The sequence below is a fragment of the Streptosporangium sp. NPDC004379 genome (genome assembly GCF_042873875.1).
Classification (GTDB): domain Bacteria; phylum Actinomycetota; class Actinomycetes; order Streptosporangiales; family Streptosporangiaceae; genus Streptosporangium.
On record NZ_JBIAMC010000009.1, the window covers coordinates 149,043 to 173,828 of the forward strand.

Consider the following 24,786-nt stretch of genomic DNA (forward strand, 5'->3'; position numbering starts at 1 on the left):
CGATGGTCCTGGCCGAGAACGTGCGCAAGCGCTTCGGCAGGCTGGAGGTCCTCAAGGGCATCGACCTCGCGGTGGAGCAGGGCCAGGTCATGTGCCTGCTCGGGCCGAGCGGTTCGGGCAAGAGCACCTTCCTGCGCTGCGTCAACCACCTGGAGAAGATCGACGGCGGCCGGCTGTCGGTGGACGGCGAGCTGGTCGGCTACGCCGAACGCGGCGGACGGCTGCACGAGCTGCGGGAGAAGGAGATCGCCCGCCGGCGCCGCGACATCGGCATGGTCTTCCAGCGGTTCAACCTCTTCCCCCACATGACCGCGCTGGAGAACATCGTCGAGGCCCCGATCCGGGTCCGCGGCGAGTCGAAGGCCGACGCCCTGCGGCACGGCCGCGAACTGCTGGCCAGGGTCGGCCTCGCCGACAAGGAGCGCGGCTACCCCGGGCAGCTGTCCGGCGGCCAGCAGCAGCGGGTGGCGATCGCCCGCGCCCTGGCCATGCGGCCCAAGCTGATGCTCTTCGACGAGCCGACCTCCGCCCTCGACCCCGAGCTGGTGGGCGACGTGCTGGACGTCATGCGCGACCTCGCCCGCGACGGCATGACCATGATCGTGGTCACCCACGAGATCGGCTTCGCCCGCGAGGTCGCCGACACCGCCGTGTTCATGGACGGCGGCGTGGTGGTGGAGGCCGGCGACCCGCGTCAGGTCCTCGCCGAGCCCCGGCACGAGCGCACCCGCGCCTTCCTGTCGAAGGTCCTATGAACCTCGCCGACTACCTCAGCGACCTGGAGACCCTGGTCAACATCGACTCCGGCTCCTACGACGCGGCCGGCGTCGACAAGGTCGGCGACTTCGTGGCCGCGCGGCTGACCGCGCTCGGCTGCCGGGTCGAGCGCCGTACGGTCTCCCCCGGTACGGGCGACATCGTGATCGGCCGCAGGCGTGGCGCGGGCGGCCCGCGCGTCCTGCTGCTCGCCCACATGGACACCGTCTTCGAGGCCGGCACCGCCGCCGCCCGCCCGTTCTCCACCGACGGCCGCCGCGCCTACGGGCCGGGCGTCTGCGACGACAAGGGCGGCCTGCTCGCCGGGCTGTACGCGCTGGAGACGGTGCTGCGGCGCGGGCGGGAGCCGTACGGCGAGCTGATCCTCTGCTGCTCCCCCGACGAGGAGGTCGGCGGCGCGGGCAGCCGCGCGGTCATCGAGGACCTCGCCCGGGAGAGCGACCACGCGCTCTGCCTGGAGTGCGCCCGGGAGAACGGCGACCTGGTCAGGGCCCGCAAGGGCGTCGCGGACCTGACGATCACCGTCGAGGGCCGGGCCGCGCACGCCGGCATCGAGCCGGAGCGCGGCGCCGACGCCGCCCTGGCCGCCGCACACCTGGTCATCGGCCTGCACGCGCTCAACGGCCTGGCCGACGGCGTGACCGTCAACGCCGGGGTCATCCGGGCCGGCGCCCGGCCGAACATCGTCTGCCCCGAGGCGACGATCGAGGCCGAGATCCGGGCGGGCGCCCTGCGCGACCTGGACGCCGCGCTGCACGCCGTGGACCTGCTGGCCGCCGTACCGCAGGTGCCCGGCACCCGGGCCACCGTACGGCGCGGCACGGTCTGCCCGCCGATGGAGACCACGCCCGCGTCGCTGCGCATGCTCGACCTGGCCCGCGCCATCGCCCGCGACGCCGGTTTCACGCTGGAGGCGGCGGCCACCGGCGGCGTGGGCGACGCCAACCTCACCGCCGGGACCGGCACCCCCACCCTCGACGGGCTCGGCCCGATCGGCGGCGCCGACCACTCCGAGGACGAGTGGCTCGACCTGGCCAGCGTCGAACCCCGCGTCACCCTTCTGGCCGACCTCATCGAACGACTCGCGGAGGCATCATGATCACTGCTCTCATCAGGGGGGCCGCCGCCGTGCTCCTCGCCGGCGCGCTGGCCGCCACGGCCGCCGCCGCGCCCGCCGGGGCACAGGCGAAGGCGCAGGACCGGGAACGGGACGGCGGCGGCACGCTGGTGCTCGTCGGCGGCGGCCTGAAGGACGGCAACGCCGAGATCTACGGCGAGATCGTCCGCCGCGCGGGCGGCCCGGCCGCCCGGTTCGGGGTGATCACCGCCGCCTCGCTGCCGCCCAGCCAGGACCCCGACGCCGGCACGCCCGACGCGGCCAACAGCGAGGCCAACGGGGCGTTCTACGCCGGCCTGCTGACCCGGTACGGCGCGGGCTCGGCCGAGTGGCTGCCGATCGACCTCGACCACCCCTCCGCCGCCGACTCCCCCGAGCTGGCCGCGAAGGTGCGGACGATGACCGGCTTCTTCCTCGGCGGCGGCGACCAGTACCGCTACGTGCGGACGATGATCCGCGACGGCCGCGACTCGCCCGTCCTCGCGGCCGTCCGCGACCGGCTGGAGCACGGCGCGGTCGTCGCGGGCAGCAGCGCCGGCGCGCAGATCCAGGCCGGGCCCGACATGGTGACCGGCGGCGAGTCCTACGAGGGCCTGCGCGACGGCGCCCGCCCCGGATACTTCGACGACGCGGCCGTCCTCGCCTACCACCCGGCCGGCGGCTTCGGGTTCTTCCGTCACGGCCTGCTCGACACCCACTTCTCGGTGTACGGCAGGCAGGGCCGGGCCGTCCGGCTGGCCGCCGACACCGGCCACGACCGGGTGTTCGGCCTGGACGAGAACACCGCGCTGCTGGTCACCGGCGTCGGCACCCGCCGCGAGGACGTCCGGGTGATCGGCGAGCACGGGGTCTCGGTGCTCGACCTCTCCCGGGCCCGCGTCACCCGGAACCCGTGGTCGATCGACGACGTGAGCTGGAGCCACCTGACCCGGGGCGACCGGTGGACGCCCCAGGGGGTGCGCACCGCCCCCGGCAAGCGGCCCGACCGGCCCGAGGACCGGACCGCCCGCCCGGCGAGCCAGGACGTCTTCGACTCCCCCGCGGGCGCCGGTGACGGCTACGAGCTGTTCGACGTCGCCCGGGACCTCGCCACCGCCGGGCGCTCGCGCTCGGTGACCGGCTACACCCTGGAGACCGGCCCGCGCTTCGCGGTCACGCTGACCAAGCCGCACGGGTTCCGCTCCCGCACCGACGGGTCCTTCACCGGGCTGCGCCTGGCCGTCGCACCGGCCTGACCGCGTGGCCCGCCTGCCGTGGCGCCCGGCAGGCGGGCACCACGGCGGGCGGGCGTCCGGCCGACGGGCACCACGGCGGGCCGTGGGCGGACCCGCGTCCGGCCGCGGGTGGACACCGGCGCCGGACGGCGAACATCATCTTCACGGCGGGGGCGTCGCGCCCCCGCCCCGTCACCCGGGGAAAGGAATCGCGGCATGGCGCGGATCAGCGACATGATCAGGGAGCGGCTGGGCGAGTGCAGCCCGGCCGAGCGCAAGGTCGCCCGCGCCCTGCTCGCCTCCTATCCCGCCGCCGGGCTGGAGACCGTGGCCCGGCTGGCCGAGCGCGCCGGGGTGAGCGCGCCGACCGTGCTCCGGTTCGCCGGGCGGCTCGGCTTCGGGGGCTTCCCCGAGCTGCAGGACGCCCTCCGCGCCGAGCTGGGCGAGCGCGACGCCTCCCCGGCCACCCTGTACGAGGCCACCGGGTACGGCTCGCGCGACTCCTCCTCGGCCGAACTGCTGCAGCGGGCGGGCCGGGCGTTCGGCGAGTCCGTCGCCCAGACCTTCGCCGCCATGCCGCCCGGCGACCTGCAGGCCGCGATCGACCTGCTGGCCGACCCCTCCCGCAGGATCCTCATCACCGGGGGCCGCTTCAGCCGGCTCCTCGGCCACTACCTCGCTCTGCACCTGATCCAGATGCGCGGCAACGTCTGTCCGCTGCCCGAGGCGAAGGTCGAGCGTACGGCCGTCCTCGCGGGGACCGGGCGCAGGGACGTCCTGGTCGTCCTCGACTACCGCCGCTACGAGCCGGAGTCGCTGGAGCTGGCCCGCTACGTCCGCGACCGGGGGGCCCGGGTGGTGCTGCTCACCGACCCGTGGCTGTCGCCGATCGCCTCGATCGCCGACGTCGTGCTGCCCGGCCACGTCGGGGCGCCCTCGCCGTACGACAGCCTGGTCCCCACGCTGGCGGTGATCGAGACGGTCGTCGCGGGCGTCCTGACCGCCCTCGGCCCGGCCGGGCACGACCACCTGCGCCGCAACGAGGAGGTCGCCCGCGCCGCCGGCCTGTACGGCTGACCGGCGCCGCCGCGTCGACCGGGAGCGGCGGGATCGGCGTTCACCCGCTGTCCTCCGCCGATACACCGCTAAGGTGGCCGGTGATCCCCACCCCCTCCGGGCGGGTGACGTCTTCCGCGCGCCGAGCGCCGAGCCATGTACAGGAGAACCGATGACCGGCCCGACGGCCACCGTCGACGTGGTGGTCCTCACCATGAACGACCGGCCCGCCGAGTTCCCCAGGGCGATGGAGTCCCTCCTCGCCCAGCGCGGAGTCGATCTGCGCGTGGTCATCGTGGGCAACGGGGTGGAGCCCGACCACGTGCCGGACGGTGTGCGCACCGTCGCCCTGCCCGCCAACGTGGGCATCCCCGGGGGCCGCAACGTCGGCGCCGACGCCCTCTCCGGCCCCGGCGCCGGCGAGTTCGTCTTCTTCTTCGACAACGACGCCGTCCTGCCCGCCCCGGACGTGCTGGCGCGGCTCGTCGCCGAGGCCCGCCGCCGTCCCGGGGCGGCCTACATCCAGCCGCGCATCGCCGATCCCGGCTCCGGGGTCACCCTGCGCCGCTGGGTGCCGCGACTGCGGGCCGGTGAGGCGACCCGGCCGGGCGTCGTCACCGTCATGGCCGAGGGCGTCGTCCTCGTGCGCCGCGCCGACTACGAGGAGGCCGGGGGCTGGCCGGGCCGGTTCTTCCTCTTCCACGAGGGGGTGGACCTGGCCTGGCGACTGTGGGACCTCGGCCGCACCGGCTGGTACGCGCCCGGCGTGGTCGTCCACCACCCCGCCACCGACCCCGCCCGGCACGCCGGCTACTACCGGCTCGTCGCCCGCAACCGGGTCTGGCTCGCCTACCGCCGCCTGCCCGCCCCCCTGATCCCCGTCTACCTGCTGGTCTGGACGCTGCTCAGCGTCGCCCGGATCCGGTCCCGCGCGCACCTCGCCGTATGGGCCGCCGGTCTGCGGGAGGGTCTGGCGGGCGGGCACGGGACTCGCCGTCCGATGTCCTGGACCACGGTGCTGCGTCTGCTCCGCGCCGGCCGCCCGCCGATCGTTTAGCGCCGGTTCCCGTACGGCGGGACGGGCCGGCCGTACGGCGCGGCGGCGTCCGTTCCGCGGCTCACGCCTGGCGGGTGGGGTTCCGCGGCTCACGCCTGGCGGGTGGGCAGGACGACGATCTGGCGCAGGTTGACGTGGCGGGGGCGGCTGGTCACGTAGGCAACGAGGTCGGCGATCTCGCCGGCCGACAGCGAGCCGAGCGCGGCGGCCATCTCCTTGAGCAGGCCCTCCTCCCCCAGTTCGGGGTTGTCGACGTGCGAGCCCAGCTCGGTGTCGGTCAGGCCGGGCTCGATGTTGGTCACCCGCACGTCCCGCGGCCCGAACTCGGTGCGCAGCGACGCCGACAGGTGGGTCAACGCGGCCTTGGTCGCGGCGTAGACGGTGTAGCCGGGGAAGAGTGAGTGCGCGCCGATCGAGGAGATGTTCACCAGGTCGGCGACGTCCCCGCGGGCCGCGGCGGCGACGAGGTCGGCGGTGAACGCGCGGATGATCCGCAGGGCGCCGGTCACGTTGGTGTCGATCATCCGGGTCCACTCGTCGGCGCGGCCGTCGTCGATCGGGTTGGCCAGCATCACGCCGGCGGCGTTGACCACCAGGTCGGCCGCGCCCAGCTCGGCGTGGACACGGGCGGCTCCGGCGTCGACGGACGCCTGGTCGGTGACGTCCACGGCCACGGCGATCGCCCGGCCGCCGTCCCGCTCGATCTCGGCGGCGAGCTCCTTGAGGCGGTCCTCGCGGCGGGCCAGCAGCGCCACGCGGGCGCCGTGCGCGGCCAGCAGCCGGGCGGTCGCGGCGCCCATGCCGCTCGCGGCCCCGGTGACGACGGCGGTGCGGCCGGAAAGGGAGGTGTAGTCCACGGTGTTCTCCAGGTTCTGCCAGGTTCTGCATGGTTCGGTGAAGTCCTGCGAGGTCCCCGCCCGGATCTCCTTGGGGTTCTCCGGGGTCTCGCTCCGGGATGTCCTCCCGGTGTGAGACCACTCTGCCGCCGGCCGCGCCGTCTACCCAGAGCACTGGTTTTCCTGGGTCTGCGGTTACCACCTTCGCGGACGGTGTCCCTCGGCAACGGGACGGCCACCCGGCCGCTCCCCTCCTCTGCGGCCCCGGTCCCGCCGCGCCGCGGCGGGCCGCGACCCGGCCGCTCCCGCCCGTGCCGTGGCGGGCCACCGCGCCGGAGCCGTACCGGGACCACCGCTAAGGTCGCGGGCATGGAGGGAACCAATCTGGACGAACTCGGCGGCTTCCTGCGGTCCCGCCGTGCCCGTATCCGGCCCGAGGAGGCGAACCTGCCGGACGCGGGTCGGCGGCGGCGGGTACCCGGACTGCGCCGCGAGGAGGTCGCCCTGCTCGCCGGGGTGAGCGTCGACTACTACGTCCGGCTGGAGCAGGGACGCGGGCACAACGTCTCGGACGCCGTGCTCGACGCGGTCGCCCGCGTGCTGCGGCTCGACGCGACCGAGCGGGCGCACCTGTACGACCTGGCCCGGCCGCCGCGCGAGGCGGAGCCGCCGGCCCCGGCCGCCGTCCGGCCGCAGGTCCAGATGATGCTGGACGCCCTGCAGGCCCCCGCCTTCGTGCTGGGCCGGTGCATGGACGTCCTGGCGTGGAACGCGCTGGGCGACGCCGTCGCCGGCTTCTCCGCGATGCCGCCCGGCGAGCGCAACATGGCCCGGCAGGCGTTCCTGGACCCCGCCGCCCGGACGATCTACCCGCGCTGGACGGAGGTCGCGACCGAGACCGCGGCGTACCTGCGGCTGGACGCGGCGCGCCACCCGGGCGACCCCCGGATGGCCGCCCTGGTCGCGGAGCTGTCCGCGGGAAACTCCGAGTTCCGGGCCCTGTGGGAGGACCACACGGTCCGGGAGAAGGCCGGCGGCCGCAAGCTGATCCGCCATCCGGTCGCCGGCCTGCTCGACGTCGGCTACGAGACGCTGGCCCTGCCCGGCGACCCCGACCAGCTGATCGTCGTCTACGTGGTGGCCCCGGACTCGGCGGAGGCGGAGAAGCTCGCGTCCCTCGCCGCCGCGGGCCGGAGCGGGCGCGGCTGACCCGCCGTGCCCGCGACCGGCGGCGCCGTGCGGGGAGGGGCCGCCGCCCCGCCGGAACCCGCCCCGGCGCTGCGCTCCCCGGTGATCAGGACGGCCGCGTCCGCCCGTAGACGGCCCGGCCGGCTCCGGTGACGAAGGCCCAGTAGCGATCGCCGTAGGACCAGTGCCACCATTCGGTCGGGTAGTTCACCAGACCCGCCGCGGCGAGAGCCCCGCCCATCGTCCGGCGGTTGCGCCGGGCCTCGGCGGAGATCCCCCGTGAGGCGGTGTAGCAGGGTCCGTCCTCGCCGAGCGGAGTCGCGTTGACCTCCGTGCCCATCGGCAGCTCAAGGCCCTCCCGGGTGCAGAGCGTGAGATCGACCGCCGCTCCGGAGACGTGCGGCGCCACCTCGGGTGGCGAGATGTAGCGGCCCGCCTCGCGCCGCAGGGCGCTCTGCGTCCAGCCGGGATGGGATGTCCGCAGCTCGTCGACGGACTCCTGGAAGTAGCGCTCCTGAAGCTCGGGCGGACGGTAGCCCTCCACCACCAGCAGGGCGAGATCGGGTTCCAGCAGTTCCTGGGCGACGAGCAGCCGCTCGGCGACGCCTCGCCGCAGGAGGGCGTAGGCGCCCGCGTCGTCGGCCAGCCGGGAGTCCAGGTGGAACGCTCCGAAGCCCCGCAGGTCCACCAACGGCTCCCCGCAGTCCTGGACCGGCACCGCGGAGACCACCGGGTCCGACATCAACACCGGCTCGTACACCACTCAAGCTCCGTTTCCAGTGAGTCCGGCATCCGGCACCTCGTGTGGCGCCGCCGGTGGCCCCTTCCGCCGGGACCACCATGGACGGCGCCTCTTCAACTTCGCTGTAAATCCGCTTCAACCGAGCGGGACCGGCCGGGACCGTCATGGCGGTCCCGGCCGGCGGGCTTCCTCACTCAGGCGTCGAAGCCGGAGGCGACGATCTTCTGGACGTTGCCGTCGTAGACGTTGGGCGAGGCGTCCCAGCCCAGGTTGCGGTAGGCGTGCACCGTCTTGTCCGCGAAGATCGACACGATCTCCGCCCGCCCGTCACCGTCCAGGTCACCGAACTTCGTCCGCGACTGGTCACCGAACCCCGACGCCACGACCTTCTGCACATTGCCGTCGAACACCTTGGCCGCATCCCAGCCCAGGTTCCGGTACACGTGCACATCACCGTTGGCGTAGAACGCCATGATCTCCGCCCGGCCGTCCCCGTCGACGTCGGCGAACTTGGTCCCCGGCGCGCTGAACCCCGACGCCACGACCTTCTGCACGTTGCCGTCGAACACCGTCGCCGCATCCCAGCCCAGGTTGCGATACACGTGCACATCACCGTTGGCGTACGGACCCACCAGATCATCCCGGCCGTCCCCGTCCACATCCGCGAACGTCGTACGCGTCGCATCCTTGAACCCCGACGCCACCACCTTGACGTCCACCCCGTCATACACCTTCGGCGCATCCCAGCCCGCGTTCCGGTACGCGTGCACCGACCCGTCCGCCCAGATCCCGATGATCTCCGCCCGCCCGTCACCATCCAGATCAGCGAACTTCGTCCGCTCCGGATCGGTGAACCCCGACGCCACCACCTTGGTGTCCACCCCGTCGTACACCTTGGCCGCATCCCAGCCCGCGTTCCGGTACGCGTGCACCGTCCCGTCCGCCCAGATCCCGATGAGCTCGTCCCGCCCGTCACCGTCCAGATCCGCGAACCGCGTCCGCCCGTCCACCACCGTGGGGGCCGGGGGCACACTGTCGACGATCGGCGCCGAGTAGCCGACGATGTCGGCGTCCGAGCGCGAGTAGCTCCTCGACCGGGTGGCGTCGCCGCTGTTGCCTTCGATGGTGTAGACCGTGCTCGCCGTCGAGGAGGTCACGATGCCCACGTGGTCGATGCCGCCGTCGTGGTCCCAGTCGAAGACCAGCGAGTCGCCCGGCTGGGGAGCGTAGCCGCTGGCCCGGGTGTGCCAGGTGCCGTGCGCGACCCCGTAGTCCTTGAACGAGCTGGCCCAGCCGGTCAGCACGCCGCCGGAGGTCTCCGGCACGTCCGCGTACGCCACGCCGGCGTTCTTCCAGACGTACTTGGCGAAGTCCGCGCACCAGTCGCTGTCCCGGAACTGCACCCCGTCGGCGGAGCCGCAACCCGAGGCCGATTTCCAGGTGCGGAAGTAGCCCGTGTAGTAGTTACAGCCGCTGCCGGCCGGCTTCTCGACGTTGCGTGACGCCTTGCCGAGCTCCGCCTTCGCCACGTCCACGATGCCGTCGCGGGTGGCGGCGGACGCCGGCGTGACCGTCGCCGCCTGTAGCCCGGCCAGCACCACCGTGCCCGCCGCCAGCCCGCAGACGACGCGCCGCACACCGTGTCCCGTGTTCTTCATGGGTTTCTCCTCCTCGTTCGCTTCCGCTGTGAACGAGGATCGGCGCGCGGCCTTCAACCGCTCTGTAAACGCTCTCCAACCCGGCGCGATCGGCTGCGAAACCGCTGGAGGAATTCTTCAGCCTCGCTGAAATCACCGGTCATCGGCGATCTCGGCCAGCTCGCCGTACTCGCGAGTGCCGTGGTCACGGAAGATCTCCATCGCCTCCGCGCGTGCCGCGCGCGCCGCGGCGCCCTCCCCCCGGCTGTCATGCAGCACCGCCAGGTCACGCAGGCAGCGTGCCCGGTACAGCGGCAGCCGCAGTACGGCGAACCGCTCGATCGCCTCGCGCAGGAATGCCTCCGCCTCCGCGGGCTCGCCGGCGGCCAGGCTCCTCTGGCCCAGGGTGCGCAGGGCGAGGGCCTCACCCCACCGGTCCCCCATGGACCGGGCGACGGCGAGCGCGGCCTCCAGCGGCTCGCGTGCCGCCGCCGGGTCTCCGAGGCGCAGCCGGGCCTTGGCCCAGGTGCGCCGCGCGTGCGCCCCCAGCAGCCGGTCATTCAGCTCGGTGAAGATCCGCAGCGCCCGCCCGGCGTCCTCCTCGGCGGCGGACGGGTCGTCGCCGGCCAGGTGGCGAAGCGCCATGGTGCGCAGCACCAGCCCCTCCCCGCGGAGACTGCCCGCCGACCGGTAGAGGTCGAGTGCCTCCGCCAGGGGGCCGGCCGACGACTCCAGCTCGCCGCGCTCGACCAGCACCGCCCCCTTCAGACGCAGCACGTGTGCCAGCGCCGCGACGTCGTCCTCGCCGCGCCACTTCTCCTCCGCAAGGCCCAGGAAACGCAGCGCCTCGGGCAGGTCTCCCTGCTCCCGGCAGGCGCCGCCCATCAGCGCCAGGACGACGCGTTCGCCGTGGGCGTCACCGATGGACCGGAAGATCCGCAGTGCCCGGCCGAGATTCGTGCGGGCCTCGGTGAACCGGTCCTGTTCCAGGCGGACCTGCCCCAGGCAGGCCAGCAGCGTCGCCTCGCCGAGGGTGTTGCCGGTGCGCTGGACGACGCCGAGCGCGGCATCATGGATGCGCTCCCACGAGACGAAGTTGTTCTCGAAGATCATGGGGGAGGCGCAGGTCGCCGAGGCCACCTCGATGACGATGTCGTCCAGGTCCTCGGCCGCCGCCCGCTCCACACCGACCGCGAGGTTCTCCTCCTCCATACGGATCCAGCCCGCCGGGTCGGCCAGTACCGCGTCCTCGACCTCCGGATCGACCGCTACCGCGTGCCGGTGTCCGGCGCGCAGGGTCGGCGTGCCCGGCGGGACGGCCGCGCCGGTGCGGTCCAGCAGCCACAGCCAGCTGCCGAGCACCCGGCGCACCGCGGCCCGCAGCCCGTCGCCGGAGTCATCCACCTCCGCCTGCTCGCGGGCGAACAGACGGATGAGATCGTGCAGGCGGTAGCGGATGCCGCCGGTGGCGTCCACGCCCTCCACATCGACCAGTGAGGCGTCGACCAGCTGTTCCAGGAGCCGGTCGGTCTCCAGGTCGTCGGCGTCCAGGGCGGCGGCGGCCACCCAGGCCGGGAAGTGGGGCAGTCCCAGCCAGCCGAGGTACCGCAGCGCGCGGCGTGCCGGCTCGGACAACAGGTCGTAGCTCAGACTGATGCTCGCCCGCACCTCCTGGTCACCCACGGCGAGTTCGTCCAGACGGTGCCGCTCGTCGGTGAGGCGCCGGGTGAAGTACCCGACCGACCACTGCCGGCGCGCGGCGAGCCGGGCGCCGGCGACCCGGATGGCCAGCGGCAGCGCCCCGCACTGCCCGACGATCCGCCGCGCGTCCTCGGGCTCGGCGGCGACCCGGTCCGCTCCGGCGATCCGGCCGAGCAGCTCCAGCCCTGCTTCCGTGTCCATCACCCCCAGGTCGGTGAGCAGCGAGCCGGCCAGTCCCGCCAGCCGGTTCCGCGAGGTGACCAGCACCGCGCACCCGGGCGAGCCGGGAAGCAGCGGCCTGACCTGGCGCTCCCCCGCCGCGTCGTCCAGCACGAGCAGCATCCGGCGACCGGCGAGCAGCGTTCGGTAACGGTTCACCCGCTCCTCCAGTCCGGTGGGCAGCTCACCGGCCGGGATGCCGAGCTCACGCAGTAACCGGGCGAGCACCTCGTCAGGTGTGACGGTGTCGGAGGTGCCGCGCAGTTCGACGTGGATCTGCCCGTCCGAGTACCGGTCGGCGATGTCATGGGCGACCCGCAGGGCGAGCGCCGACTTGCCGACACCACCGGGGCCGGAGATCACACAGATGGGGGTGGCGTCCGGACGGGTCAGCGCCGTCCGCAGCGACGCCCGCTCGGTGTCACGCCCGGTGAAGTCGAACGGGGATGGCGGCAGCTGACGCGGGAGGACCCTCTCCCTCTCCTCTTCTTCGAGGCTCGGCGGGACGGGTTCGGTGCCGCCGTCGGCGGCCTGCGCGGGCCGCGGCGGGACCCCGGCGGGTTCGGGGGGTCGCGAGGGGGACGGTGGATCCGCCGGCCCGGACGGGCGGGCCGGTCCGGCGGGGGGCGCGGGTACGGCGAGGCGGGAGCGCCGGGCGAGGGCGGGGTCGGCGCGCAGGATGGCCTCCTGAAGCCGGCGCAGTTCCGGGCCGGGATCGATGCCGAGCTCGTCCGCCAGTGCCGCCGCGCCGCGCCGGAACTCCGCGAGGGCGTCACTCTGGCGCCCCGCCCGGTACAACGCCGTCATGAGGTGCCCGCGCAGCCCCTCGTGCAGGGGATGGTGGGCGACCAGTTCGGTCAGCTCGCCGATCAGCCGGTCCGGCCTGCCGGTCTCCAGCTCGGCGGCGATCCGCTCACCGGTCACCGTGAGTCGTAGCTCGTCCAACCGGCGGCCCGCCATCTGGGGAAGCACGTCCCCGGTGCCCCCGAGTGCCGGACCGCGCCACAGCGCGAGCGCGGCCTGGAAAGACGCGACGGCCTCCTCGTGCCGTCCGTCGGCCGCCGCCGACCGCGCCTCGGCGATCCGGTGTTCGGCCACGTGCAGATCGAGCGTTCCCGGCGGGATCTCGGCGAGGTAGCCGACGCGGTGCGAGCCGATGACCGGGGGCAGACCGGCCCGGGTGAGGGATCGGCGCAGTGAGGAGACGTAGGTCTGCAGGACCGCGCGGGCGGTGTCCGGTGGCCGGTCGCCCCACACGACCTCCATCAGCCGCCCGGCGGGAACGACGTGTCCTGCCTCCAGCAGCAGCGCGGCGAGCAGCGCCCGTGGCTTGGCTCCACCGAGCGCCACCTGGTGCGCGCCTTCCCGGACCTCTACGGGGCCGAGGATTCGGAACTCCATGGGCTCACACTGGCACGGGCCCGCCTCATGATCCATCTCTAAGCCTAGAGGTGTGCCCCATGTGAACAAACCGCCATAGAGCGGCCTCCGCTGCGGGGCGTCCGGTTCCCGGACCGACAGCGGCACCCGGCCCCCGAACCGGCTTGCGGCCGGGGACCGCGTCCCGATTCGGGAGCCGGAGCGTCGATTCCATGATCAAATCAGCGCGGCGACCCACAGAGCGGTGTGCGCGTCGAGGTGGTCGGCGGCCGTCTTCCCCGGGGATCATCCCTCCGGTGACGCCTGCAAAATTATTCCTTGACACGAATATTCTCCTTGGAGAATAATCATGGCCATGGACGCACTCCTCGCCGCGCTGGCCGACCCGGCCCGCTGGCGGCTCGTGAACCTGCTGGCCGAACGGCCTCGCCCGGTCGGGGTCCTCGCCCGGCTCGCCGAGGCACGCCAGCCGCAGACGACCAAGCACCTGCAGACCCTTGAGCGCGCCGGCGTCGTCACCTCCCAGCGCACCGGCCAGCGCCGCGTCTACGCGCTCCGGCCCGCTCCCCTGCGGGACCTGGCGGCCGCGCTCACCGGACTCGCCGACACCGCGGGCCGGGCCGACGGCCCGCACACCACCCACGACCGCTACGGGCTCAGCCTCCACACGGAGCGGCTCGCCGCGCAGGAGCCCGGGTGGGCCGACGGACGCTCGTTCCGGTTTTTCCGGTCGCTGCCGGGGCGTCCCGAGCCGATCTGGCGCCACCTGACCGAGACCTCCCGGCTCGCCCGATGGTGGACCCCCGACGACCTGCGCGTCTCCGAGCTCGTGTTCGAGGCGCGACCGGGCGGGCGGATCGTCCACGAGTACCGCGACATCGAGGACACCGACGGCTCCGACCCGGTCGCCGGGCGTGCGGAGGGGGTCGTCGACGACGTACGGCCCGCCGAGCACCTGGCCTACCGGCTCTCCCCACTGCTCCCCGGCGGCGGCCCGGCCTTCACCGCTCACGTCGACCTGGGCCTCCGGCCCACCGGCTCCGGCACGGACCTCGACGTCCACTGGCGGATCACCGGCAGCACGGTCGACTCCGCGGACTTCGTCGCGGGCATCGAACTCGGCTTCGGCCAGAGCCTCGACAGGCTCGCGGCGATCCTCGCCGCGGACCCGCACGACGACGGCACCGACCACGACACCACCGACACCGACACCGAGCACGGCATCGACGCAAGGAGCACGAAGTGACGGAGCAGACCGGCCGCAGGGTGACCGCGAACCTGAACCTCACCCTCGACGGGCGCTACCACGGCCCCGGCGGACCCGGTGACTTCGGGGCTTTCATCCCGTATGTGACCACCGAGGTCGCGCGGGACCACATGACCCGCATCTGGGAGGGCGCGACGACGGCGCTGCTCGGCCGCAACAACGCCGAGGGGTTCATGGGCTACTGGCCGTCGGTCGCCGGGGACGAGAACGCCGATCCGCGTGACCGCGGATACGCCAAGTGGCTGGTCGACACGGAGAAGGTGGTCCTGTCGACCACCCTGACCGAAGCGCCGTGGGAACGCACCCGCGTGGTGAACGCCCCCGCCGCCGACGTCGTCACCGAGCTCAAGGCCGCCGGAGAGGGCGACATCCTCGTCAACAGCAGCGCCAGTGTGATCAAACCGCTCCTGTCGGCGGACCTCGTCGACCGCCTGCACCTCATGATCTTCCCCGAGATCACCGGGGGCGGGCCGCGGCTGTTCGACGACGGCCTGCCGGCCACGAAGTGGGCGCTCACCCACCAGAGGGCCGGCGAGCTGGGCGAGATCGCCATGATCTACGACCGGATCCGCTGACCCCGCCGGCCGCCGCCCACGGCCGGGCCGGCCCTCACGCCGGGTCACAGCAGCGCGGCGGCCCACAGGGCGGTGTGCGCGTCGAGGTGGTCGGCGGTCGCCTTCCAGTAGGGGCCGTCCTCGGTCCAGATGCGGGCCCACGGCTCGCGGCCCCGCCGGGCGCCGTCGCGCAGCAGGTCGTACATGGCGCGGGCCCGGCGGCCCAGCATGGCGGCCAGCGCCGGGCGCGCCTCCCCGGCGAGGCCGTAGCCATCGACGAGGGCGCGCAGCCGGGCGGCCGATTCCTCCGGCGGGCGGCGGTCACACCCCCGGGATCATCAGCCGTGGGCGGACTCCCCCGAACCCGGGGAACGGTCCACGCCGCCCGCGCCGGAACCGGGGCCGGGGGCGGGGGCGCCCGGGGGCAGGCCCAGGGCAGCCGAGAGCCTGCGGGCCGTCTCGGCGACGGCGGTTCCCATCTCCCTCAGCCGGGACTCGGCGACGGCGCGGGTGACCGACACGCTGATGGCGGCCGCGATCAGTCCCCGGTGCTCCCGCACCGGCGCCGACACCCCGGCGGCGCTGTCGTCCAGCTCGACGTCGGTCACCGCGTACCCGGCGGTCCGCACGTGCTCGATGTCGGCCAGCCACTGCTCCTCGCCGCCGATCGAGGTGTCCAGGCCGCCGGGGAGTGCGGCCCGGAGCAGTCCGCGGATCTGCTCGTCCTCCCAGTCCGCGAGGAGTGACCGCCCCGCGGCCGCCATGACCACCGGGACGGAGACGCCCTCCCAGACCCGGTGGTAGGCCCGGGACGACGGCACCGACGACAGTGTGAGAACCGTCTCACCGCGCAGCACGCACAGGTGCGTGTCCTCGTCGAAGAGCGTGGCCAGATGCCGCAGGAAGGGCTCGGCCACCCGGACGAGCCTCGACTGCTGGGTCCGCGCCGCGAGTGAGAACAGCCGCCAGCCCAGGCGGTAGCGGCGCGTCACCGGGTCACGCTCCACCATGCCCTCGGCTTCGAGTGCGCGCAGCGCCCGTGAGACCTGGCTCTTCTCCCTCCCCAGGCGCTGGGCGATCCAGTTGACGCCGAATCCGTCGGCGTCCGGGCCGTCCCCGTGACCGGCGAGCACCTCGAGGATCTCCATGTCCCGGCGCAGCCCGGCCGAGGACACCGCCTTCTCGCTCATCCCCATCCGTTCATAACGAAAGCATTGCGTTATGTTGCGACAGCTGCAACTTATTTTGCGATGAATGCAACCAAACGCATACGTTTACAAGTCCTGCAAGCGTAAGCGAAGGTGGTTCCCCCATGAACTTCGGCGAGTACGTGGTCTCTCGCTGGGACACTCTCTCGCTGGCCGCCGCCGAACACGTCCTCGCCGTGGCGATCGCGATCGGCGTCGCCGCGCTCGTCGGGATCGGGACGGGCCTCCTCGTCCACGAGACGCCGAGGGCCCGGAACGCCTCGCTGACGCTCTCCGCGGCGGTCCTGACGGTCCCCTCCCTCGCCCTGCTCACCCTGCTGATCCCCCTCACCGGCCTCGGCTGGGGCTCCACGCTCGTCGCGCTGACCGCGTACGCGCTCCTGCCCATCATCCGCAACACGGTGACGGGGCTGAACGGCGTGGACGCCACCACGGTGGAGGCCGGGCGCGGGATGGGCATGAGCCGTACCCGCGTCCTGATGAAGGTGCGGCTCCCACTGGCCTGGCCGCTGATCCTGACCGGGGTGCGCGTCTCGACACAGATGATCATCGGCATCGCGGCGATCGCGGCCTACGTCGACGGGCCGGGCCTCGGTACGCAGATCTTCGAGGGACTCTCCCGGCTCGGGTCGGTGAACGCTCTCAACGCCACGCTCGCGGGAACGCTCGGCATCGTGGTCATCGCCGTGCTGTTCGACCTGTTCTTCTACGCCGTTCGCCGACTGACCGTCCCCAGGGGGCTTCGTGTTCGACACTGAGACAGAGGGCGCGCGCATCGAACTGCGCGCGCTGACCAAGCACTATCCCGGGCAGCCGGCGCCCGCGGTCGACGGCATCGACCTCGACATCCCCGCCGGGGAACTGGTGGTCTTCGTCGGCCCGTCCGGCTGCGGCAAGACGACCACCATGAAGATGATCAACCGCCTGGTCGAGCCCACGTCGGGCGAGATCCGCATCGGCGGCGAGGACGTGCTGAGCCTGCAGCCCGACGAGCTCCGCCGGCACATCGGCTACGCCATCCAGCAGGTGGGCCTGTTCCCCCACCTGACGATCGGGCAGAACATCGGGCTGGTGCCCAAGCTGCTGGGCTGGCCGGCGGCGCGGATCGCCGCGCGGGTGGAGGAGCTCCTCTCGCTGGTGAACCTGGAGCCGTCGCTGTTCCACGACCGCTACCCCCGCCAGCTGTCCGGCGGCCAGCAGCAGCGCGTGGGCGTCGCCCGGGCGCTGGCGGCCGACCCGCCCGTGATGCTGATGGACGAACCGTTCGGTGCGACCGACCCCATCACGCGCGAGCACCTGCAGAAGGAGTTCGTCCGGCTGCAGAAGCGTCTGCGCAAGACGATCATCTTCGTCACCCACGACTTCGAGGAGGCCATCAAGCTGGGCGACCGCATCGTCGTGCTCCGGGAGCGCTCGCACATCGCGCAGTACGCCACCCCGGCCGAGATCCTCGCCCACCCCGCCGACGACTACGTCGCCGGCTTCGTCGGCCAGGACGCCACGCTCAAGCGGCTCGCGCTGCTGCGCGTGGAGGACGTGACACCGGCCGGGCCACCCCAGCCGGTCGGGTTGCCGCAGGTCGCGGCCGGGACGAGCCTGCGCGAGGCCCTGGACGTCATGATCGCCCACGGCTCCGACCGCTGCAGCTCCCCCTCCGGCGTCCTCACCTACGCCGCGCTGTGCGGGGCCGTGGGAACCGGACGGCCTCCGTCCCCCGGGCGGGAGCCGGAGGCGGAGCCCTCCCTCCCCGCGCCGGAGAAGGCAGTGGCCGGTGGCCGCTGACACCCTCACCGCCGGCGTCCCCGACTCCGAAGCGGCAGAGACCCCAGGGACCCCCGAAGCCCTCGACGCCCTCACCGCGGGCGCGGCGCGGCCTTCCCGGCGCGCCACGCGCCTGCGCCTCCTCCTCACCCCCGCCGCCGTGTGCGCCGTACTGGCCGTCCTGTACGCCTGGGTGAGCGCCCAGGATCTCGACTCCATCGAACGGCGCAGTCTCAACGGGCCGGTGATCCTGGCCAAGGCCGTGGAGCACCTGCAGATGACCCTCGCCGCGACCGCGCTCGTGGTGGTCATCGCGATCCCGCTGGGCATCGTCGCCTCCCGCTCCCGCAACCGGATCGTCACGCCGGTCATCCTCACCGCGGCCAACCTCGGGCAGGCGGTGCCGTGCATCGGGCTCCTCGTCCTGTGCACCTTCCTGCTGGGAGTGGGCTTCCAGACCGCGCTGGTCGGGCTGGTGGCGTACTCCGTCCTGCCGGTCCTGCGCAACACGATGGTCGGGGTCCAGCAGGTGGACCCGGCGCTCGTCGAGGCCGCCCGCGGGATGGGCATGACCAGGGGCCAAGTGCTGCGCCGGGTGGAGCTCAGGCTCGCCGTGCCCGCGATCCTCGCCGGGCTGCGCACCGCACTCGTGCTGACCGTCGGCGTCGCCACGCTCGGCGCGTTCGTCGCCGCGGGCGGTTTCGGCGAACTGATCATCAACGGTCTCAAGCTGAACCGGATGCCCGTCACCGTGGTCGGCGGCGTGCTGACCGCGTGCATCGCCTTCCTGATCGACTGGCTCGGCGCGCTCGCCGAGGACGTGCTCAGACCCCGCGGCCTCTGACCCGGGACGGCCTGGCCCGGCCGGTCCCTGTCCCTTCCCCACACGAGAACGAAGAGGTGTCCTTTCCATGCGTTCCCATCCCCTCCGTGATACGGCCCCCCTCCGCAGGACGGCCGCCGCGCTCGCCGCCGCGGCGCTGACCCTCACCGCCGTGAGCGCCTGCGGCTCCGCCGAGGCCGTCGAGACCGCCGCCGCGGGCGACGAGCTCTCCGGGGCGAAGTTCGTCGTCGGCTCCAAGGACTTCACCGAGAACATCGTCCTCGGCAAGATCGCGGTGCAGGTGCTGAAGGCGCACGGGGCCGAGGTCGTCGACAAGACCAACCTCGGCGGCACCGTCCCCAACCGCAAGGCGCTGGAGTCCAAGGCGATCGACATGTACTGGGACTACTCCGGCACCGGGTGGATCGAGCACCTGAAGAACGCGAAGCCCATCCAGGACTCGGCCGAGCAGTTCAAGGCCACCGCCGCGGCCGACCTCGCAGAGAACGGGATCCGCTGGATCGGCCCGACCCCGCTGAACAACACCTACGCCCTGGCGATCCGCTCGGAGAAGGCCCAGGAGCTGGGCGTCAAGACGCTCTCCGACGTGGCCGAGCTGGCGAAGACCAAGCCGGAGGAGGTCACGCTGTGCATCGAGACGGAGTTCTCCACCCGCGACGACGGCCTGCCGGGACTTTCCAAGGCCTACGACATGGACATCCCGAAGGACCGGGTCAGCCTGCTGGACACCGGCGTCGTCTACACCGAGACGGACAAGGGGAAGACCTGCAACTTCGGTGAGGTGTTCACGACCGACGGGCGCATCGCCTCCCTCGGCCTCACCGTGCTGGAGGACGACAAGAAGTTCTTCCCGGTCTACAACGCCGCCGTGACCCTGCGGGAGGACGTCTACAAGAAGTACCCGGCGCTGGAGAAGGTGCTCCAGCCGGTGATCGCCAAGCTGGACGACGCCACGATGCAGAAGCTCAACGCCGAGGTCGATGTCGAGGGCCGGGAGCCGGGCAAGGTCTCCGCCGACTGGCTCGACCAGCAGGGCTTCCTCGGCGGCAAGGCCTGACGGCACCGAGGCCGCTGAGGCCCCGGCGGCGGCCCGCCGGCACGGCGTCGCGGGACGTCACGGTGCCGGCGGTACGGCCGGCCGCCCCGCCGTGTCGGCACGGACCGCCCTCAGCAGGCGTGGCGCCCCGAGACGGTGTCGCGCAGCGCGCGGATCGCGTCAGCCAGCCGTTCCGGGGCGCCCTCGGCGGCGGGCCCCGGCTCGGCGGGGACACGCCGCCGACGGATGGACTCGGCGATCTCCTCCAGGGAGTCGGCCATCGTCCGCACCGCCTCCGGCGGCGGCGGGGGCGCACCGTACTCGGCGCGCGCCACGGTGGCGGCCGTGGTGTCGGCCACCTTCTCCAGCGCGGTCATCGCGGGCATCCAGGTGGTGATCCGCCTGCTGACGGCGGGCGGCTCGGTCACCGCGCGCTGGAAGACCGCCCGCAGGTCCGCCATGGCCTCGTAGGCCCTGCGGCGGCGCACCGGCCGGTCGGGGCTGCCGGGGTCGAAGGCGTCGCGCAGGTAGCGCGCGGTGGCCGACACCGCGTCGGCGAAGGCCCCCCGGACCGGGGCGTGCCAGCTCCCCGGCCACGGCAGGTAGCCCAGCAGCAGCACGATCAGGCACCCGGCGAGGGTGTCCACCAGGCGGATCTCCGCCAGCCGCGGCCCGCCACGGGTCAGCAGGTCCACCAGGAACAGCACCAGCGGCGCCTGGAAGGTCGACATCAGCCCCCAGTTGCGCTGCAGGCCGTACGGGATGAGCGCGGCGAACACCGCGATCGGGACGAGGATCAGCGGGCCGTACGGGATCACCAGGAGCACCACGACGGCGACGAGGGTGCCGGCGAACGTGCCGAGGGCCCGCTGCAGGGCCCGCGCGAACACCGACCCGAAGTCGGGCTTGAGCACCAGCGCGACGGTCAGCACCATCCAGTAGGACCGCTCGAACAGGCCGAACCCGCTGATCGCGGCGGCCACGCCCATGCACAGGGCGAGCCGGACGGCGTACAGGCGGGTGAAGTGGCCGTACCACATCTTCGCCCAGGCCTTGCGGAACCGCTCGCCGTGGCCGACCGGCCGGTACGGCAGCTGCTCGGCCTCGACGTCGCCGCCGGAGGCCAGCTCGACGGCCCCGTCCACGGCGGAGTTCAGCGCCCGCAGCGCGGGCGAGTCGCCATCGGGGCGCGGCGGCCGGTGCGGCGGCCGGCCCTCGTCCAGCGCCGCGACGATCTCCTCGACGGCGGCGGCCGTCTCCTCCGGCGGGTCGAGCCCCTCCTGGCCGAGGGAGATCAGCGCGTTGCGGATCAGTGACGCCTGGTTCAGCAGCGCGATCAGCCGGGTCTGCGCGGGGTCCTGACCCCCGGAGGCGGAGCGGGCGCCGAAGACGGCGTCGTAGCCGCTCTCCAGCGCGGCGTCGAACGCGGCCAGGGCGCCGGCGTCGCGGTCGTCGATCAGCCGGCCGAGCGCCCGGTAGACCTGGACGGTCGCGGTCTCCTCCGGGTTCCGCGAGCGCAGCGGCCGGTCCGCCACGCCGAGCACGATCACCCAGGCCGTGCCGAGCAGGAACAGCGCGGCCCCGGGGAGGGGGCCGCCGGGCAGCGGGATGCCGCTGCCGATCACGGCCATCACCAGGAGCTGCAGGCCCGCCAGCGACCCCTTGGCCCCGACCGTGCTGATCAGCGCCGAGGCCACCGAGACCACCATGATCACCGGGACGGTCCACCAGCCGTGGCCGCGCACCGTCGCGCCGATGGCGTAGCCCGCCGCCCCGCCGAGGCCGACCAGGCCGATCCGGGCGACCTTCTCCCGGTACGGCCCGCCCCGGTCGGCCAGGCCGGGGCCCATCGCCCCCATGGAGGGCAGCAGGCCCAGGGTGACGTTCCCGGCGGCGGCGCCCACGAGGAGCGGGACGGTCACCGCGAGGGCCATGCGGATCATCGGCCACCAGTCGGGTCTCGCCGGGACGGGCCGTACGGTCTCCACCAGCCAGCCCGGCGCCGCGTCGGCCAGCCGGTCGGCGGCGGAGCGGAACAGGCGGGGCATCGTCGGCGACCGTCGGCGGCCGGGTCCGCGGCGCGCTCAGCGCACCAGCCTGTCGAGCCGGATCGGCAGGTCGCGGATCCGGACGCCGGTGGCGTGGTGGACGGCGTTGGCGACGGCGGCGGCGGTGCCGACGATGCCGATCTCCCCGATGCCCTTGACGCCCAGCGGGTTGAGGTGCGGGTCGTCCTCCTCGACCCAGTACGCCTGGACGTCGGGCAGGTCCATGGCGGTCGGGATGTGGTACTGGGCGAAGTCGTGGTTGAGGTAGTCGCCGAACTCGTGGTCCATGACGCTCTCCTCCAGCAGGGCCATCGACGCGCCCATGGTCATGCCGCCGACGAGCTGCGAGCGCGCGGTGACGGGGTTGACGATCCGGCCCGCGGCGAACACCCCGAGCAGCCGCAGCACCCGCGTCTCCCCGGTGTCGGGGTCCACGCCCACCTCGGCGAACTGGGCGCCGAAGGCGTGCCGGGCGTAGTCCCGCTGCCCGCCCACCTCCTCGGTGGTGTCGGCGGCCGCCTCCAGTCCCCCGGCGGGCACGTCGCCGCCGTGCCGGTCGAGCTCGCCCAGCAGGGCCTCGCAGGCCCGCACCACGGCCGTCCCCCAGGAGGCGGTGCCCATCGAGCCGCCGGCCAGCGGGGCGTCGGGCAGCTCGGTGTCGCCGATCTCCACCCGGACCCGGTCCGGGGCGACGCGCAACGCGTCGGCGGCGGCCTGGGTCAGGACCGTCCGGGCGCCGGTGCCGATGTCGGCGGCGGCGATCCGCACGGTGAACCGGCCGTCCGGCTCGCAGCGGGCGCTCGCCCGTGAGGGGCGCCGGTAGGCCGGGTAGGTGGACGCCGCCACGCCGGTGCCGACGAGCATCCGGCCGCGGAGCCGGGCCGCGGGCGCGGGGCCGCGGCCGGCCCAGCCGAACCGGCGGGCGCCCTCGCGCAGGCAGGCCACCAGGTTGCGGGAGCTGAACGGCAGGCCGCTCTCCGGATCGGCGGCGGGCTCGTTGCGGATCCGCAGCTCGACCGGGTCGATCCCGCAGGCGACGGCCAGCTCGTCCATGGCCGACTCCAGCGCGAACATACCGGGGGCCTCGCCGGGGGCGCGCATCCAGGACGGGGTCGGCACGTCGAGCCGGACCAGGCGGTGCGTGGTGCGGCGGTCGGGCGCGGCGTACATCATCCGGGTCGGGGTGGTGGTCTGCTCGGCGAACTCGCGGAGCCGGGAGCTCTGCTCGAACGCCTCGTGCACGATCGCGGTCAGCCTTCCGTCGTCGTCCGCGCCGAGCCGTACCCGCTGGATCGTGGGGGTGCGGTAGCCGGTCACCGCGAACATCTGCTGCCGGGTCACCGCGAGCTTGACCGGACGGCCGGTGTGCTTGGCGGCGAGCGCGGCGAGCACCACGGGCGGCAGCGCGGCGCCCTTGGAGCCGAAGCCACCGCCCACGTGCGGGGATATGACGCGGACGTTCTCCGGCGGCATGCCGAACAGCGGGGCGATCGTCCGGCGCAGCGCGGACACCCCCTGCGTGGAGTCGTGCAGGACGAGGCCGTCGTCGTGCCAGACGGCGACCGTGGCGTGCGGCTCCATCGGGTTGTTGTGCTCGGCCGGGGTGCGGTACGTCGCGTCGACGACGACCGGCGCCCCGGCGAGCGCCGCGTCCGGGTCGCCCAGCTCGCTGTCGGCGGGGTAGCCGGCGTTGACGCGGTCGGGCCGGTACATCTCCGGGTGGTCGGCGCGCAGCTCGACGTCGTGCGGTTCGGCCTCGTAGTCGATCCGCAGCAGCCGGGCGGCCTCCCGGGCGCACTGGAGCGTCTCGGCCACCACGACCGCGACGTACTGGCCGCGGTAGGCCACCCGGTCCGACTGCAGCACCGCCAGCTCGGCGTTGTCGGCCGGGGCCAGCCGGGGGGCGTTGCCGTGCCAGATGGCGGCGATCACTCCGGGAAGCCGCACGACGGCGTCGACGTCGGCCGCGCGGACCGTGCCGCGGGCGACGGTCGCCTGCACCGGCATGGCGTAGGCGAGGTCGGCCGGGAAGTTCTCGTAGGCGTAGCGGGCCCGGCCCGTCACCTTCTCGACGCCCTCGACGCGCTCCAGCGCCGCGCCGACGGACGGCCTGGCCTCGGTCTTCACGGCGCCTCCATGATGTCGGTGAGAGTACGGACCAGGACGTTGCGCAGCAGCGGCGCCTTGAAGGCGTTGTGCGGCAGCGGGCTGGAGCGGGCCAGCTCGGCGTCGGCCGCCCGGGCGAACTCCTCCGGTGTGGCCGAGGCGCCGCGCAGCGCCGCCTCGGCCGCCTCGGCCCGCCACGGCGCGTGGGCCACGCCGCCCAGCGCGATGCGGCAGTCGCGCACCACCCCGCCGGCCACGTCCAGCGCGGCCGCCACCGACACCACCGCGAACGCGAAGGACGCCCGGTCGCGCACCTTGCGGTAGCGCGAGCGCGCCGCGAACGGCAGGCGGGGCACCTCGACCGCGGTGATCAGCTCGCCGGGCGCGAGGACGGTGTCGCGGTCCGGCTCGTCGCCGGGCAACCGGTGCAGGCCCGGCATCGGCACCGTACGAGCGCCGCCGGGCCCCTCCACGTGGACGAGGGCGTCCAGCGCGGCGAGCGCGACGGCCATGTCGGAGGGGTGGGTGGCCACGCAGTGCTCCGAGTGACCGAAGATCGCGAGATTGCGGTGGTCGCCCTGGCGGGCCGGGCACCCGGAGCCGGGCCGCCGCTTGTTGCAGGGCTTGGTCACGTCCTGGAAGTAGGGGCAGCGGGTGCGCTGCATCAGGTTGCCGGCGACCGTGGCCATGTTGCGGATCTGCCCGGAGGCACCCTCCAGCACGGCGCGGGCGAGCAGCGGGTGGACCCGCCGGACGAGCGGGTCGGCGGCGAGGTCGCCGTTGCGGGCGCCCGCGCCGATCAGCAGGCCGCCGTCCGTCTCCTCGATCGCGCGGGAGGAGATCCGGGTGACGTCCACCAGGGTCTGCGGCGTGGCGACGCCGAGCCGCATCAGGTCCACCAGGTTCGTGCCGCCGCCGAGGTAGGCGGTGTCCGGCCGTCCGGCCGCGGCGGCCACCGCGGCCCGCACGTCGACGGGCCGCTCGTAGGTGAAGGGTCTCATCGTGCCACCCGCGTCATCCGCGTCCCCTGGTCCGTGC

At 73.8% G+C, this 24,786-nt stretch carries 21 protein-coding genes; 12 read left to right on the top strand and 9 right to left on the bottom strand.

Annotation, left to right across the window (positions count from 1 at the left end; all coding sequences use genetic code 11):
• The first annotated feature begins 2 nt into the window (after positions 1-2).
• The 5 genes from ACFYSC_RS20895 (at position 3) to ACFYSC_RS20915 (ending at position 5,221) form a co-directional block, all read left to right on the top strand.
• Positions 3-755: an amino acid ABC transporter ATP-binding protein gene (locus tag ACFYSC_RS20895; RefSeq protein WP_362933353.1), complete on the top strand. Its 753-nt coding sequence runs from the start codon at positions 3-5 to the stop codon at positions 753-755.
• Positions 752-1,876 carry a M20 family metallopeptidase gene (locus ACFYSC_RS20900; RefSeq protein WP_389963953.1) on the top strand — a complete coding sequence of 375 codons (1,125 nt, stop codon included), beginning with the start codon at positions 752-754 and terminating at the stop codon, positions 1,874-1,876. The genes ACFYSC_RS20895 and ACFYSC_RS20900 overlap by 4 nt, the downstream gene beginning before the upstream one ends.
• Entirely contained in the window at positions 1,873-3,129 is a 1,257-nt protein-coding gene (locus ACFYSC_RS20905; protein ID WP_389963956.1) for a cyanophycinase, read from the top strand. Before ACFYSC_RS20900 ends, ACFYSC_RS20905 begins: the two co-directional genes overlap by 4 nt.
• Positions 3,130-3,324: 195 nt before the next feature.
• Entirely contained in the window at positions 3,325-4,185 is an 861-nt protein-coding gene (locus ACFYSC_RS20910) for a MurR/RpiR family transcriptional regulator (protein WP_389963959.1), read from the top strand.
• A gap of 151 nt (positions 4,186-4,336) precedes the next feature.
• On the top strand, positions 4,337-5,221 hold the full coding sequence (locus ACFYSC_RS20915) for a glycosyltransferase family 2 protein (protein ID WP_389963961.1): 885 nt from the start codon (positions 4,337-4,339) through the stop codon (positions 5,219-5,221).
• Between the two features lie 89 nt (positions 5,222-5,310).
• On the opposite strand, the gene ACFYSC_RS20920 is transcribed toward ACFYSC_RS20915, so the two are convergent.
• Positions 5,311-6,078, bottom strand: coding sequence for an SDR family oxidoreductase (locus tag ACFYSC_RS20920; protein WP_389963964.1), 768 nt, complete (start codon positions 6,076-6,078; stop codon positions 5,311-5,313).
• Positions 6,079-6,426: 348 nt separating this feature from the next.
• Between ACFYSC_RS20920 and ACFYSC_RS20925 the strand changes: the two genes are divergently transcribed.
• Positions 6,427-7,266 (top strand): helix-turn-helix transcriptional regulator, encoded by an 840-nt coding sequence (locus ACFYSC_RS20925; RefSeq protein WP_389963967.1) that lies wholly within the window; start codon positions 6,427-6,429, stop codon positions 7,264-7,266.
• Between the two features lie 85 nt (positions 7,267-7,351).
• On the opposite strand, the gene ACFYSC_RS20930 is transcribed toward ACFYSC_RS20925, so the two are convergent.
• The 3 genes from ACFYSC_RS20930 to ACFYSC_RS20940 form a co-directional block, all read right to left on the bottom strand.
• Complete coding sequence (locus ACFYSC_RS20930; protein ID WP_389963971.1) at positions 7,352-8,008, bottom strand: M15 family metallopeptidase; 657 nt, start codon at positions 8,006-8,008, stop codon at positions 7,352-7,354.
• A 173-nt stretch (positions 8,009-8,181) separates the two neighbouring features.
• Positions 8,182-9,645 (bottom strand): FG-GAP-like repeat-containing protein, encoded by a 1,464-nt coding sequence (locus tag ACFYSC_RS20935; RefSeq protein ID WP_389963974.1) that lies wholly within the window; start codon positions 9,643-9,645, stop codon positions 8,182-8,184.
• 132 nt (positions 9,646-9,777) lie between these two features.
• Positions 9,778-12,945 carry a BTAD domain-containing putative transcriptional regulator gene (locus ACFYSC_RS20940; RefSeq protein ID WP_389963977.1) on the bottom strand — a complete coding sequence of 1,056 codons (3,168 nt, stop codon included), beginning with the start codon at positions 12,943-12,945 and terminating at the stop codon, positions 9,778-9,780.
• Positions 12,946-13,279: 334 nt separating this feature from the next.
• Between ACFYSC_RS20940 and ACFYSC_RS20945 the strand changes: the two genes are divergently transcribed.
• Positions 13,280-14,170, top strand: coding sequence for a metalloregulator ArsR/SmtB family transcription factor (locus tag ACFYSC_RS20945; RefSeq protein ID WP_389963980.1), 891 nt, complete (start codon positions 13,280-13,282; stop codon positions 14,168-14,170).
• Positions 14,167-14,766, top strand: a complete 600-nt coding sequence (locus ACFYSC_RS20950; RefSeq protein ID WP_389963983.1) for a dihydrofolate reductase family protein — start codon at positions 14,167-14,169, stop codon at positions 14,764-14,766. Before ACFYSC_RS20945 ends, ACFYSC_RS20950 begins: the two co-directional genes overlap by 4 nt.
• Positions 14,767-14,810: 44 nt before the next feature.
• On the opposite strand, the gene ACFYSC_RS20955 is transcribed toward ACFYSC_RS20950, so the two are convergent.
• Together ACFYSC_RS20955 and ACFYSC_RS20960 are read right to left on the bottom strand one after the other, a co-directional pair.
• Positions 14,811-14,975 carry a hypothetical protein gene (locus ACFYSC_RS20955; protein WP_389963986.1) on the bottom strand — a complete coding sequence of 55 codons (165 nt, stop codon included), beginning with the start codon at positions 14,973-14,975 and terminating at the stop codon, positions 14,811-14,813.
• Positions 14,976-15,083: 108 nt separating this feature from the next.
• Positions 15,084-15,935: an IclR family transcriptional regulator gene (locus tag ACFYSC_RS20960; RefSeq protein WP_389963989.1), complete on the bottom strand. Its 852-nt coding sequence runs from the start codon at positions 15,933-15,935 to the stop codon at positions 15,084-15,086.
• A gap of 122 nt (positions 15,936-16,057) precedes the next feature.
• On the opposite strand from ACFYSC_RS20960, the gene ACFYSC_RS20965 reads away from it, so the two are divergent.
• The 4 genes from ACFYSC_RS20965 to ACFYSC_RS20980 all read left to right on the top strand — a co-directional run bounded on the left by ACFYSC_RS20965 (position 16,058) and on the right by ACFYSC_RS20980 (position 19,615).
• On the top strand, positions 16,058-16,711 hold the full coding sequence (locus ACFYSC_RS20965) for an ABC transporter permease (protein WP_389963992.1): 654 nt from the start codon (positions 16,058-16,060) through the stop codon (positions 16,709-16,711).
• Positions 16,698-17,735 carry an ABC transporter ATP-binding protein gene (locus tag ACFYSC_RS20970; protein WP_389963995.1) on the top strand — a complete coding sequence of 346 codons (1,038 nt, stop codon included), beginning with the start codon at positions 16,698-16,700 and terminating at the stop codon, positions 17,733-17,735. Before ACFYSC_RS20965 ends, ACFYSC_RS20970 begins: the two co-directional genes overlap by 14 nt.
• Positions 17,725-18,558, top strand: a complete 834-nt coding sequence (locus tag ACFYSC_RS20975; RefSeq protein ID WP_389963998.1) for an ABC transporter permease — start codon at positions 17,725-17,727, stop codon at positions 18,556-18,558. The genes ACFYSC_RS20970 and ACFYSC_RS20975 overlap by 11 nt, the downstream gene beginning before the upstream one ends.
• A 67-nt stretch (positions 18,559-18,625) precedes the next feature.
• Complete coding sequence (locus tag ACFYSC_RS20980; RefSeq protein WP_389964000.1) at positions 18,626-19,615, top strand: glycine betaine ABC transporter substrate-binding protein; 990 nt, start codon at positions 18,626-18,628, stop codon at positions 19,613-19,615.
• A gap of 110 nt (positions 19,616-19,725) precedes the next feature.
• Here the strand turns inward: ACFYSC_RS20980 and ACFYSC_RS20985 are convergent, their stop codons facing one another.
• Genes ACFYSC_RS20985 through ACFYSC_RS20995 form a run of 3 tightly spaced genes read right to left on the bottom strand, consistent with a single transcriptional unit; the run spans position 19,726 to position 24,749 of the window.
• Entirely contained in the window at positions 19,726-21,642 is a 1,917-nt protein-coding gene (locus tag ACFYSC_RS20985; RefSeq protein ID WP_389964003.1) for an FUSC family protein, read from the bottom strand.
• A gap of 36 nt (positions 21,643-21,678) precedes the next feature.
• Positions 21,679-23,769 (bottom strand): xanthine dehydrogenase family protein molybdopterin-binding subunit, encoded by a 2,091-nt coding sequence (locus ACFYSC_RS20990; RefSeq protein ID WP_389964006.1) that lies wholly within the window; start codon positions 23,767-23,769, stop codon positions 21,679-21,681.
• The gene (locus tag ACFYSC_RS20995; protein WP_389964009.1) at positions 23,766-24,749 is read right to left on the bottom strand and encodes an FAD binding domain-containing protein; all 984 of its coding nucleotides are present in this window, start codon (positions 24,747-24,749) and stop codon (positions 23,766-23,768) included. The genes ACFYSC_RS20990 and ACFYSC_RS20995 overlap by 4 nt, the downstream gene beginning before the upstream one ends.
• Positions 24,750-24,786 lie beyond the last annotated feature (37 nt).

Excerpts from the sequence above, each read along its gene's own strand:
- ACFYSC_RS20895 (WP_362933353.1), top strand. The coding sequence starts at position 3 with ATGGTCCTGGCCGAGAACGTGCGCAAGCGCTTCGGCAGGCTGGAGGTC.
- ACFYSC_RS20900 (WP_389963953.1), top strand. The coding sequence starts at position 752 with ATGAACCTCGCCGACTACCTCAGCGACCTGGAGACCCTGGTCAACATC.
- ACFYSC_RS20905 (WP_389963956.1), top strand. The coding sequence starts at position 1,873 with ATGATCACTGCTCTCATCAGGGGGGCCGCCGCCGTGCTCCTCGCCGGC.
- ACFYSC_RS20910 (WP_389963959.1), top strand. The coding sequence starts at position 3,325 with ATGGCGCGGATCAGCGACATGATCAGGGAGCGGCTGGGCGAGTGCAGC.
- ACFYSC_RS20915 (WP_389963961.1), top strand. The coding sequence starts at position 4,337 with ATGACCGGCCCGACGGCCACCGTCGACGTGGTGGTCCTCACCATGAAC.
- ACFYSC_RS20925 (WP_389963967.1), top strand. The coding sequence starts at position 6,427 with ATGGAGGGAACCAATCTGGACGAACTCGGCGGCTTCCTGCGGTCCCGC.
- ACFYSC_RS20935 (WP_389963974.1), bottom strand. The coding sequence starts at position 9,645 with ATGAAGAACACGGGACACGGTGTGCGGCGCGTCGTCTGCGGGCTGGCG.
- ACFYSC_RS20940 (WP_389963977.1), bottom strand. The coding sequence starts at position 12,945 with ATGGAGTTCCGAATCCTCGGCCCCGTAGAGGTCCGGGAAGGCGCGCAC.
- ACFYSC_RS20945 (WP_389963980.1), top strand. The coding sequence starts at position 13,280 with ATGGACGCACTCCTCGCCGCGCTGGCCGACCCGGCCCGCTGGCGGCTC.
- ACFYSC_RS20955 (WP_389963986.1), bottom strand. The coding sequence starts at position 14,975 with ATGCTGGGCCGCCGGGCCCGCGCCATGTACGACCTGCTGCGCGACGGC.
- ACFYSC_RS20960 (WP_389963989.1), bottom strand. The coding sequence starts at position 15,935 with ATGAGCGAGAAGGCGGTGTCCTCGGCCGGGCTGCGCCGGGACATGGAG.
- ACFYSC_RS20965 (WP_389963992.1), top strand. The coding sequence starts at position 16,058 with ATGAACTTCGGCGAGTACGTGGTCTCTCGCTGGGACACTCTCTCGCTG.
- ACFYSC_RS20980 (WP_389964000.1), top strand. The coding sequence starts at position 18,626 with ATGCGTTCCCATCCCCTCCGTGATACGGCCCCCCTCCGCAGGACGGCC.
- ACFYSC_RS20985 (WP_389964003.1), bottom strand. The coding sequence starts at position 21,642 with ATGCCCCGCCTGTTCCGCTCCGCCGCCGACCGGCTGGCCGACGCGGCG.
- ACFYSC_RS20995 (WP_389964009.1), bottom strand. The coding sequence starts at position 24,749 with ATGAGACCCTTCACCTACGAGCGGCCCGTCGACGTGCGGGCCGCGGTG.